Consider the following 11,106-nt stretch of genomic DNA (forward strand, 5'->3'; position numbering starts at 1 on the left):
GGGGTAAGGCTAGCCGCCGTGCCCTCGCCTCGTCATCGTCCCGCGAACGGTGTCCCCCTCCTACCCGGGTAGGAGAACAAGTCGGGTCCCCGGCACGACGATTCGGGTGGCGCGCGTCCGTAGCGTGTGGATCATCGCTCACGGAAGGTGAAGCCCATGACCTGGACCGATCAGCATCAGCGCACCGACATCGTGCAGACCGTGCTCGCCAGGGCAGCGATCGACCCGAACGACCCCGGCCTCTTCGCCGGCCTGCCCGGGCTCGACCGGCTCTTCGGCGGAATCGAGGGACTGCTGCAAGCCCTGTCCTACCGCTGGAACAACCACTATCGCGCCAAACTCGAACAGGCCGAGATGGAGGGACAGACGGCCGTCGAAGCGTATCTGGAACTGGCCGCCGAGCAGCCCGGGCTGCGCGCCGTCCTCGACGCGCGAGCGGTGACCGTGCAGACTACCCGTACCCGCGCCTTCGCGCGCTGACTTTCCCTGTCAACCGAAAACCCCTGGGGGACATGACATGCCCGACATTGATTCGCCGAAACCGCCGATGCTCGAGCTGGCGCGGGTGGTCAAGCAGTACCGCGTCGGCGAACAGCAGGTACGCGCGCTCGACGAGGTGAGCATGCGGATCGAGGCAGGCCAGTTCACCTCGATCATCGGGCCTTCGGGCTCGGGCAAGAGCACCCTGCTGCACCTGCTCGGCGCCCTGGACCGGCCCGACGAGGGTTCGATTCGCTTCCGCGGCACCGAGATCGGCGATCTCGACGAGGACGCCCAGGCCGCCTTCCGTTTGCAGCAGGTCGGTTTCGTCTTCCAGTTCTTCAACCTGCTCCCCACCCTGTCGGCATGGGAGAACGTCGCGGTGCCGAAACTGCTGGACGGCACCGGATTACGCAAGGCGAAACCGCGGGCGCTGGAACTGCTCGACCTGGTCGGCCTCGGTGACCGGGCGCAGCATCGGCCCGCGGAACTGTCGGGCGGGCAGATGCAGCGTGTCGCGGTGGCGCGCGCGCTGATCATGGACCCGCCGCTGATCCTGGCCGACGAACCCACCGGCAACCTCGACTCCAAGACCGGTGCGTCGATCCTGGCTCTGCTGGGAGACATCACCGCACAGGGGAATTCGGTGGTGATGGTGACCCACGACATGGGCGCCGTCGCCTATTGCGACCGGGTGATCACCCTGCACGACGGCCGCATCGACGCCGACGACCTCGTGGCGGATCGGGTGGACGCATGATCGCGGCCATGTGGGATCGGTTGCGGCTGTTCAACATCGGTGAACTGATCCGCCATCCCGGCCGCACGATCATGTCGACGGCGGTGATGGCGGTCTCGGCCGCGCTGCTGGTCGCCGTGCTGAGCATCTCCGGATCGGTCACGGGGTCGGTCGACCGGCTCACCCAGGGTCTGGCGGGCGACGCGGTCCTCGAGATCACCGGCATCACCGACGCCGGTTTCGAACAGTCGCTGCTGACGCAGATCGCCGCGACACCCGGTGTCGCCAAGGCGGTTCCGATGCTGCGCAGCACCCTCGGCGCCGGCCCCGACCGGGCCATGCTGATCGGCGCCGACGCGAACATCGCCGCGCTAGGCAGCGACCTGGCCGAACCGATGTCGCAGCACACCAACAAGCTGCTCACCACACCGAAGGGCGTGCTGGTCGGCGCGGCGATGGGCTACCGCGTCGGCGACAGCATCCCCATCGGGTGGGGCACCGCGACCGTCGCCGGCATCCTCGACGACGAGGCGACCAACCGGCTCAACGGCGGTCACCTGGTCGCCGCGCCGCTGCCGCTGGCCCAGCTGCTCACCGACCGGGTCGACAAGCTGGACTCGGTGCAGATCCTGCCCACCCCCGGTACCGACGTGAGCGCCCTGCGGGCCGCGTTGACCACCGTGGTCGACGGGCGCGCGGTGGTCGCCGAACCCAGTCTGCGGACCGCGCAGGCGGGCGGGGCCATCCAGATCATGCGCTATTCCACGCTGATGTCCTCAGCGGCGGCGCTGATGGTGTCGGCGTTCCTGATCTACAACGCGATGAGCATGGCGGTGACGCAGCGCAGGCCGACGCTGTCGCTGCTGCGCGCGATCGGCGGTCAGCGTGGTCCGATGGTGCGCGATCTGCTCGTCGAAGCGGCGCTGCTCGGGCTGATCGGCGGTGTCATCGGGTCCGCGATCGGCGCGGTGATGGGCCGGGTCGCGATCGGGCGGCTGCCCGCGGCGATCGTGCAGTCGGTGGAGGCGCGGACCGAGTTCATGGTGCCGGATTACGCTGTGCCCGTATCGATCGCGGCCTGTGTGCTGGCTACCGTGCTGGCGGCGGCGATCGCGGCGCGGCAGGTGTACAAGGTCGCACCGGTCGAGGCGCTCGCGCCGGTGGAGGCCGGGCACTCGGCCGCCGACAGTGCCGTGCTGCGCTGGGCGGCGCTGGCCGGTGGCATCGGTCTTGTCGGGGCGGCCATCACGCTGGCCTTCCTCGATCTCGGGCGGCTCTCGCTCGCCGCGATCTCGACGTCGTTCGCGGCGGCCGTGCTGCTGTGCTTCGCCGCGACCCGGCCGATCGTGCGCGGCGCCGCCGGGATCGCCCGCTGGTTCGGCGCGCCGGGCGCACTGGGCGCGACGACCCTGGAGCGGGCGCCGCGCCGCGTCTGGGCGACGGCGATGACGGTGATGATCGGCGTGGCGGCCGTCGTCGCGCTCGGCGGGGCCTCAGGCAACATGGTCGACTCCGCGACCGAGTCGTTCGACAGTCTCGGCGACGCCGACCTGTATGTGAGTCCCAGTCCGGTGGAACAGTTCCCGACCGGGCCGGTGCTGCCGCCGGAGGTGGCCGAGCGGATCGCCGCGGTGCCCGGCGTCGCGCAGGTGAGTCCCGCGCAGATGGCGTTCGCGACCGTCGGCAGCGGACGGGTGATGCTGCAGGGCTATCCGGCTCGCACCGACGAGGTCCGGCTCGGCGCGGTCGACAAGGCCGTGATCGAACGGATGGAGCGCGGCGAAGGCGTCGTCGTGACCAGGGACGTGGCGCGCTCGATGCATCTCGCGGTGGGCGACGAGCTCACCATGCCCACGCCGTCGGGTGAACGCACTGCCCCTGTGCTGCAGGTGATTCCGTACTTCACCGCGGTGTCCGGCGTGGTGATGATGAATCTGGACCAGATGCGCGAGTGGTATCAGCGTCCCGGCGAGACGGTCCTGACGGTGCAGTTCGCGCCCGGCGCCGACCCGGAGGCGGTACGAGCCGCTGTGCGCGCGGCGGTGCCGCAGGAAATCCATGTCGATACCGGCGCCGCCATGGTGCAGGCGATCTCGTCGAGCGTGCAGCAGGGTGCGGCGATGAGCAACATGATCCTGTGGATCGTGGTCCTGGTGGCGACGGTGGCGCTGCTCAACACGCTGATGCTGTCGGTGCTCGAGCGGCGCAGGGAACTGGGCGTGCTGCGAGCCATGGGCACCAACCGCAAGTTCCTGCTGCGCTCGGTGCTCGCCGAGGCGGCGGGCATCGGATTCATCGGCGCGGCAATCGGACTCGTGATCGGCGCGGGGGTGCAGTACCTGGGCACCGTGGCGATCGGGCACGCGATGACCATCGACATCGTCTACCAGCCGAGTCCGCTGCTGCTCGTCTACGGTGCGGTCGCTCTCGGCCTGGCCCTGCTCGGGTCGATCCCGCCCGCGCTGCGGGCCGCCAGGATGCCGATCGTGGCGGCGCTGGCGGTGGACTGAAATGGTGCCGTCGCAGCGTCAGCGCGGGTGCGCGGGCGCTGCGACGGTCACAGTGGCACTTCCTCCCACCAGGCGATCACTTCGTCTTGGGCGGAAGGTCGTGGCGCTCCGCCCATGCCGCTGCTCCCCCGGCGGCTCACGGCGATCACGTAGTTCGCGCGGGCGGAGTCGCCGGGGAAGCTGATGACCTGGTGCGCGGTGTGCATGCGGCTACTGGCCGGGTCGGGAACCACCCAGCGACGCAACGAGAACGGCACACCGTCCTTGTCCCCCGGGTATTTCACCGCCGCCGGCATCGCCTCCACCACCGAACGCGCCTGCGCCGCCGTCGCGTACTCCAGCACCAGATAGCTCACCGACCCCGCATTGTTGTCGGTCCGCTCGCACTGCCAGCCCGCGCTGATCGGATTCCACTGCAGCGCGGGCTCTTTCCACTCCAGTTCACTCGCTCCACGCACCGCGGCACACCGCGCACCCCGATACCCCGGCCCCTCCGCCAGTTCTCCTTGCGGAACCAGCGTGGGAAATACGCGCCGACTCGCTGCGAACGAATCCCCCACCGTCGTCACCGAACTCGACGGCGCCTTGGGCGCTACACCGGCGGCTTCGGCGTCCTCGTCCCCATCGGGCAACACCACGACAACCAAGGCCACCAGCAGAGCCACCAGCGCCCCGACGAGCGCCACCAGCAACAACCACCCCACCCGATGCAGCCTGGTCATCCGTCGCGGCGCCAGACGCCTCGGACCGACCCACGGCCCCCGGACCGTCCCCTGCGGCCCCATCGGCGGACCACCAGGCACAGCGGCGCGGTTCTGCGGGACGCCTTGTCCAGCAACGGATCCCGGCATCGGCGACCGCATCGACTCCGGCGCGTACCCACCGTGCGCCGATGCACCGGCAGGCACTGGTCCCTGCGCGGCCCCGGATGTCGCTCCCGGCTGCACTGCTCCAGGCTGCCCCGCTCCTGGCTGTGCTGCGCCCGGCTGCACCGCGCCGGGCTGCACCGCTCCTGGCTGTGCTGCGCCCGGCTGCACTGCGCCCGGCTGCACCGTCCCCGGGTCTCCTAGCACTCGCCCCGGATCACCAGGTGCGTGCGCACTCTCCGCGCTCGGCGCCTGGGCGGGCGCCGGGTGTTCGTCGCCCATGTCCAACAGGTCACCGGGGCGACTTCCGCCCTCCGCCTGCGCGCCATCGCCGATGTCGCTCACGGACGCGGCGGCCGACGCATCGACACCGCCCATCTGGAACGGCTTGTCCGCCGAATCAGGCACACCGACCGGCTCGCCCCTGGACGCCACCCCGCCGGTACTGCTGTCTGAACCCTCCCCTGGACCCGCGACGGCACCCACGGATCTCCCAGCAGCGCCGCCGAGCCCGGAATCGGTAGCAGCGCTGGATGATTGGGCCGCGCCATCATTTCCGGTTGGGTCCGCGATCGGCGTCACGTCCGTCGAGGCACTCGCGTTCGCCGCATCCAGCCGTCCGGATTCCGCGAGCGGCACGACATCGGTGGCTGCCGAATCGGATACCTCGGGGCCATCGCCGGGCCGATTCGCCGGATCGACGTCGCCCGCGGGATTCCTTGCGACACTGCCGAACTCAGGCGGTGCTTGCGGATCCCGCGAGTCCGAGCCTGGCACCACGTCACCGCCGACACCGGACCCCGAGCGGGGATCGACATCCACGGCGGGCCGCCGAGCGTCGCCTGGCGGTACTACCGCCGGCTGCGGCGGGACCGGCGCCGGCATCCCAGGTTGCGGGGACAGCTGCGGCTGAGCACTCGGCCGCTGACCCATCGGCGCCTGCTGGCCGAGGGGTGGCAGCGGGACTGGCTGAGCAGGCGGCGCCGGCTGAGCAGACTGCTGGGGGACGAACGGTGGTGCAGCTGGGGCGTGTTGGGCGGCGACGGGCCCTGCCGGGGCGGGCGGGGGCTGGGATGGGTGCCAATTGCCCTGCGGCACAGGCTGGATCGGCGGGGCCGGGCTTCCCGCATAGCCGGGTGCGGGCATTGCCGGCGGCTGTGCCTGGGGCTGTGCGGGGTGGGGAAAAGCGCCAGGGGAAGCCGGGACCGGTTGTTGGGCCGGCGGGTAGTAGGCCGCCGGATGGGGCACGGCGGGTGGGGTGTTGGAGGTAAGGGCCTTGCGGGCGGCCTTGGCGAAGGCGGCACACGAATCGAACCGGGACGCGGGGTGTTTCGCCATGGCGACGGCCAAGACGGCGTCGAGGGCCGGTGGGAGTCCTTGGCGGCGCAGGGCCAGGGGTGGCGGGTTGAGGTAGAGGGTGCCGCGGATGATCTCGTTGGGGTCGGGTGAGTCGAAGGGGGCGATGCCGGTGAACAGCCAGTACAGGGCGCAGGCCAGGGAGTACTGGTCGGAGCGGTGGTCGAGTTCGGTGCCGGTCATCTGTTCGGGGGACGCGTAGGCCAGCGTCGCGGTGAACATGCCCTGCTGGGTGAGGTGGGTGGAATCGGCGCGCAGGCGGGCGATGCCGAAGTCGGTGAGGAAGACCCGCTCACCGTGGCCGCCGCTGGATCGGGCCAGCAGGATGTTGGCCGGCTTCACGTCTCGGTGCAGCACTCCCCTGCCGTGCGCGTAATCCAGGGCGTCGGCGACCCCTTCGATGATCTGCACGGCCCGCTCGGGCGGCAGCGTCATCGGGTCGACGGTCGCGGCGTCGACCCCGTCGACGTACTGCATGCTGATCCACAGCTGCTCGCCCTCGGCGCCACGGTCGAAGACGGTGACGATGCCGGGATGGTCGAGTCCGGCCGCCAGATCGGCCTCCCGTTCGAACCGCGCGCGAATGCGTTCGTCGGCGAACAGGTCCCGGTTGAGCAGTTTGAGCGCGGTCAGCCGATCCAGCCGCGGATGCCGAGCCAGATACACGGTTCCCATGCCGCCCTGGCCGAGCATCCGCTCGACAGTGAACCCGGCGAACACCTCACCGATATCGAGCACTGCGACCCCCTTCCGGCGCCTGTGGCGGACCAGCATGGCACCCGCACAGCGGCGTGACCACCTTCATTCGAATTCTCGCCGAAAATCGGTGAAACTTGCTAACTGTCGTCCGGTATCGTCCGGGCGCGCTCGACGAGTAGTTTGCACCGCCGAAGCAGGGCGCCGACGCGCAGTGGGTGGTGGGGAGGATTCGGTGGTGAAGTCGACCGGAAAGGCGGCCGCCTTGCGTGGGCTGCTGCACAGTGTGGTGCTGGCATCGGCCGCGCTGTCCGCCGTCTCGTGTGCCATGCCCGGCACCCAGGCGGCTGTGAGCGCACCCACGGTGACCGTGAACAGCGAAGACGCCTGGCACCCAGGTCTGTCCATCATGCTGCCCGATTCGCTGGCCGCGGAGTTCACCCAGTTGCAGGCGCAGCTGCCGGGGCAGGTCGGCATGGCGCTGATGCCGGTCGGCGGCGGGCGGATGACGATCTACGGCGACTGGACCACCGGCATCGCCTGGTCGACGATCAAGGTGCCGCTGGCCGTCGCCGCGTTGCGCCACGATCAGGACCAGTCGATCTTCGAGATGGTGCAGGCCGCGATCACGGTGTCGGACAACGACGCCGCCTACGGGCTGTGGGAGTCGCTGGGCGACGGGGAGGAAGCGGCCGAGGCCGTGCAGCAGGTGCTCGACGAGGCCGGTGACATCTCGACCCCCGGCAAGGAGAGCCTGCGCACCCAGCTCGACTACACCTCTTTCGGCGGCACCGAATGGTCGCTGGCCAACCAGGTCCGGTTCGCCTCGCGCCTGCCGTGCCTGCCGCAGACCGAGGTCGTCACCCAGCTGATGGGCGAGATCACGCCCGACCAGGGCTGGGGTCTCGGCCTGCTCGACGACACCGAGTTCAAGGGTGGCTGGGGCCCCGACGACGACACCGGGGTGTACACGGTGCGCCAGTTCGGGCTGGTGCCGGTCGGCAGCGGCCGGCTGGCGGTCGCCCTTGCCGCACAAGCGGATTCGGGCACCTTCGACGACACCACCGCCCTGCTGGACCGGATGGCGCTGCTGCTGTCCCGGCACCTGCCGGAACTGCGCGGCGGCGTGTGCCCGCGCTGAGCGACCCCGCTCAGCCGGGGACGACCAGGCCGGATTCATAGGCCAGCACCACCGCCTGGGCCCGGTCGCGCAGGCCGAGCTTCGAGAAGACCTTGGAGACATGGGTTTTCACGGTCTGCTCGGCGACGAACAGCGCCTCGGCGATCTCGGTGTTCGACAGCCCCTTGGCGACGAGTTCGAGCACTTCCCGTTCGCGCGGGGTGAGCGCGGTCAACGCGGGCGCGGCGGGCGTGCGCACCGTGTTGCGCCTGCGCGTGACGTCGGCGATCAACCGGCGGGTGATGGTCGGCGCCAGCAGCGCCTGGCCGTCGGCGACGACGCGCACCGCCCGCACCAGCTCCTCGGCGGGCGCGTCCTTGAGCAGGAACCCACTCGCGCCCAGGCTCAGCGCCTCATAGACGTAGTCGTCGATGTCGAAGGTGGTGAGCATCAGCACCCGCACCGGCGGATCGAACCCGGCGGCCAGGATCGCGCGGGCGGCCTCGAGCCCGTTCATCTCCGGCATCCGCACGTCCATCAGGACCACGTCGGGCCGCAACCGCTTGGCCTCGGCCACCGCGACCTTGCCGTCGGGCGCGTCCCCGATGACGCTGATGTCGGGCTGGGCAGCCAGCAACGCGCCGAAACCCTGCCGCACCATCGCCTGGTCGTCGGCGATCAAAACCGTAATTGCCACTCGACCACCCTAGTGGGCGCAGACGCGAAGCGGTTCTCGGTCTTTCGCGCTCCTACGGGGTGGGCAGTTTCGCCGAGACCTCGAAGCCGCCGTCCTCGGTGGGACCGACGGCGAGTGAACCGCCGACCGCCTCGACCCTGGTCCGCATGCCATCGATGCCGTGCCCGCCACCCGCACCGGGGCGCGACGGGGTGACCGACGGCGCGTTGCGCACGGTCACCGTCACCGCGTCGGGGGCGACGGCGACGGCGACGAGCACCGGCGCTCCTGGCGCGTGCCTGGCCGAGTTGGCCATCGACTCCTGGACCACCCGGTAGACCGTCAGCCCGGTCGTCTCGGGGACCGCCTCGAGCTCACCGGTCACGGTCCATTCGACCGGCAGACCCGCACGCTGCGCGGACGCGCACAGTTCCGGCACGTCCACCGCCCGCGGCTGCGGCGCGTGCTCGGGCAGTTGCCCGTCGCTGCGCAGCACCCCGAGCAACCCGCGGATCTCGTTGAGCGCGGTGCGCGCGGTGGCGCCGATGGACTCGAACTCCGTGCGCGCCGCCGGGTCGAGATCGGTGATCCGGTACGGCGCGGTCTGGGCCTGCACCACGACCATCGACATGTGATGGGCGACGACATCGTGCAGGTCACGGGCGATGCGGGCCTTCTCCTCGAGGATGGCCCTGCGCGCGCGTTCGAGCTCGGTGACCTCCTCCTGGCGTTCCAGCTTGCGGCGCGAGGCGACCACGATGCGCAGCAGATAGCCGAACAGCGCCAGCGCCCCGAAACCGACCACCCAGCCCCACAGCGGGCCCTCCGCCGACCCCGGCATGGTGGTCGCGAACAGCATCGACTGCGCCGCCCAGGCCACCACCACGATCGGTAGCGCGGCCCGCAGCGCCACCGCGAACAGCAGCACGAACAGCACGATGACGTGCACCACCTGGAACGGCAGATCGTTGTCCGGCCAGGGCTGGAGGACGACCGAGAACAGCAGCGCCGAGCCCGCCGAGATGGCCCAGCCCAGCGACGGGTTGATCCGCACCAGCAGGATCGGGAACGCCGCGAACGCCGCCAGCAGCGGTGCCAGGCCGGCTGCCACGTCGTGCGTGACGAACAGGGTCGGCCAGGCGATGCTGTAGAGGGTCAGCGCGATCGCCACCGTCGCGAGGTCGAACCAGGTGCGCGCGCTGACGCGGCGCGCGGCGGGGCGCAGTTGTCCGGACATGGCTCGAGCCTACGAACCGTCCGGTCAGCGGACCTCATACCGCCGAGCGATTTCACACCCCCTACCCTGGTGTGACCCCGGCGCCGGGTCACCCGCCCGCGCGCCCCGAGAACCGGTCCACAGCGGGATGCCCACCGCCGGACCCGCTCCTTACCGTCGGAGGCCATGAACACCCCGCTTCGCCCGGTACCCGCCGTTCGCCGTGCCCGTACCGCAGTCTCCGCCTCCGCCTCGTCGAACACCGGCAGCCCGGCCGAAGCCGCACACCGCCGCCGCAGCGGTGTCGCCCTGTGCACCGCCGGTCTGGCCATGGCCGCCGCCGTCGTCATGTCGGCGCCCGGCGCCATGGGGACCACGCCGGGTGGTGGCACCGAGAACGCGGCCGCCGCGGCCGTGGTCCGCGCGCTCACCGACGACGACCCGGACGCCACCGCGCTGATCCCGCGCGACTTCGGCTACAAGTTCGGCTACGACCCGGCCCAGCGGGACGGGCTGCTGGTGAACCCGAACGGCAGCTGCTCCTCCCCGGTGACCTTGCCCGCCGAGTTCGGCCCGGCCTGCATGGCGCACGACCTCGGCTACGACATGCTGCGCTACGCCGAGCGGGTCGACGAACCGCTGGGCGCCTGGGCCCGGCGCTCGGTGGACGCGGCGCTGAACCGGCGCATCCACGCGGCCTGCGAGCTGCGCGACGACGAGTTCTCCAGGGCCCGCTGCGGCGTCATGGCCGATATCGCGTTCACCGCGGTCGACGTGAACTCGCGCAGGCAGGAGTACGGCGCCCCGGTGGTCGAGAACGTCTTCGCGACGACCGACCCGGCCGACCGGCCGAACCTGTGGCCGCTGGCGCGGACCGTGCTGGGTCTGTTCGCGGTGACGGCGGCTTCGGCCGTCATCATCGACGCGCTGCGCAAACGGCGTCGCCGCCTGGCCTGACTGCTTGCCGAAAACTAGAACATGTCCTAGTTTTCACGCATGGCCCTCACTATCGACGAAACGATCGAGATCGACGCCCCCGCCGAGAAGGTGTGGGAGGTTCTCACCGATTTCGGTCGCTACGGCGAATGGAACACCTTCTGCTACGAGGCGGCGAGCACGCTGGAGCCGGGCTCGCCCATCGATATGAAGGTGCAGCTGGGCGGCAACCGCCGTCCGCAGCGGGAGTGGATTCGCACGCACACCCCCGGCGTGGAGTTCAGCTACACGATGAAGCCGGTGCCGCTGGGCACGCTGCACAGCCTGCGCTCGCACACCGTGGTGCCGCTCGGCCCCGGCCGCAGCCGCTACGAGTCCCGGTTCACCCTCGCCGGATGGCTCAGCCCCGTGGTGACCCTCGCACTCGGCAAGCACCTGCGCGCCGGCTTCACCGCCATGACGGCTGGCGTCGGCAAGCGCGCGACCGAGATCTGAAAAGCGGGGTGGGGCC

Annotated in this window: 9 protein-coding genes; 6 read left to right on the plus strand and 3 right to left on the minus strand. The window is 70.7% G+C overall.

Features of this window, described 5'->3' with window-relative positions:
* Window positions 1-156 precede the first annotated feature (156 nt).
* Genes IEY60_RS06120 through IEY60_RS06130 form a run of 3 tightly spaced genes read left to right on the plus strand, consistent with a single transcriptional unit; the run spans window position 157 to window position 3,729 of the window.
* Window positions 157-480 carry a hypothetical protein gene (locus IEY60_RS06120; RefSeq protein ID WP_189024596.1) on the plus strand — a complete coding sequence of 108 codons (324 nt, stop codon included), beginning with the start codon at window positions 157-159 and terminating at the stop codon, window positions 478-480.
* Between the two features lie 37 nt (window positions 481-517).
* A complete protein-coding gene (locus tag IEY60_RS06125; RefSeq protein WP_229739572.1) occupies window positions 518-1,240 on the plus strand; it encodes an ABC transporter ATP-binding protein in 723 nt (240 codons plus the stop codon).
* Entirely contained in the window at window positions 1,237-3,729 is a 2,493-nt protein-coding gene (locus IEY60_RS06130; RefSeq protein ID WP_189024598.1) for an FtsX-like permease family protein, read from the plus strand. The genes IEY60_RS06125 and IEY60_RS06130 overlap by 4 nt, the downstream gene beginning before the upstream one ends.
* Before the next feature lie 47 nt (window positions 3,730-3,776).
* On the opposite strand, the gene IEY60_RS36355 is transcribed toward IEY60_RS06130, so the two are convergent.
* Entirely contained in the window at window positions 3,777-6,689 is a 2,913-nt protein-coding gene (locus IEY60_RS36355; protein ID WP_189024600.1) for a serine/threonine-protein kinase, read from the minus strand.
* Window positions 6,690-6,885: 196 nt separating this feature from the next.
* Between IEY60_RS36355 and IEY60_RS06140 the strand changes: the two genes are divergently transcribed.
* Window positions 6,886-7,788: a serine hydrolase gene (locus tag IEY60_RS06140; protein WP_229739573.1), complete on the plus strand. Its 903-nt coding sequence runs from the start codon at window positions 6,886-6,888 to the stop codon at window positions 7,786-7,788.
* A gap of 10 nt (window positions 7,789-7,798) precedes the next feature.
* On the opposite strand, the gene IEY60_RS06145 is transcribed toward IEY60_RS06140, so the two are convergent.
* A complete protein-coding gene (locus IEY60_RS06145) occupies window positions 7,799-8,464 on the minus strand; it encodes a response regulator (protein ID WP_189024602.1) in 666 nt (221 codons plus the stop codon).
* A gap of 52 nt (window positions 8,465-8,516) precedes the next feature.
* Window positions 8,517-9,680 carry a sensor histidine kinase gene (locus IEY60_RS06150; RefSeq protein WP_189024604.1) on the minus strand — a complete coding sequence of 388 codons (1,164 nt, stop codon included), beginning with the start codon at window positions 9,678-9,680 and terminating at the stop codon, window positions 8,517-8,519.
* 165 nt (window positions 9,681-9,845) lie between these two features.
* On the opposite strand from IEY60_RS06150, the gene IEY60_RS06155 reads away from it, so the two are divergent.
* Together IEY60_RS06155 and IEY60_RS06160 are read left to right on the plus strand one after the other, a co-directional pair.
* Window positions 9,846-10,616, plus strand: a complete 771-nt coding sequence (locus IEY60_RS06155) for a hypothetical protein (protein WP_189024606.1) — start codon at window positions 9,846-9,848, stop codon at window positions 10,614-10,616.
* A 39-nt stretch (window positions 10,617-10,655) separates the two neighbouring features.
* Window positions 10,656-11,090 carry an SRPBCC domain-containing protein gene (locus tag IEY60_RS06160; RefSeq protein WP_189024608.1) on the plus strand — a complete coding sequence of 145 codons (435 nt, stop codon included), beginning with the start codon at window positions 10,656-10,658 and terminating at the stop codon, window positions 11,088-11,090.
* Window positions 11,091-11,106: the final 16 nt, after the last annotated feature.

Source organism: Nocardia rhizosphaerihabitans, assembly GCF_014646295.1.
GTDB classification, from domain to species: Bacteria; Actinomycetota; Actinomycetes; order Mycobacteriales; family Mycobacteriaceae; genus Nocardia; species Nocardia rhizosphaerihabitans.

Coding starts and splice junctions, on each gene's coding strand:
- IEY60_RS06130 (WP_189024598.1), top strand. CDS start 1,237: ATGATCGCGGCCATGTGGGATCGGTTGCGGCTGTTCAACATCGGTGAA.
- IEY60_RS06125 (WP_229739572.1), top strand. CDS start 518: ATGCCCGACATTGATTCGCCGAAACCGCCGATGCTCGAGCTGGCGCGG.
- IEY60_RS06160 (WP_189024608.1), top strand. CDS start 10,656: ATGGCCCTCACTATCGACGAAACGATCGAGATCGACGCCCCCGCCGAG.
- IEY60_RS06120 (WP_189024596.1), top strand. CDS start 157: ATGACCTGGACCGATCAGCATCAGCGCACCGACATCGTGCAGACCGTG.
- IEY60_RS06155 (WP_189024606.1), top strand. CDS start 9,846: ATGAACACCCCGCTTCGCCCGGTACCCGCCGTTCGCCGTGCCCGTACC.
- IEY60_RS06150 (WP_189024604.1), bottom strand. CDS start 9,680: ATGTCCGGACAACTGCGCCCCGCCGCGCGCCGCGTCAGCGCGCGCACC.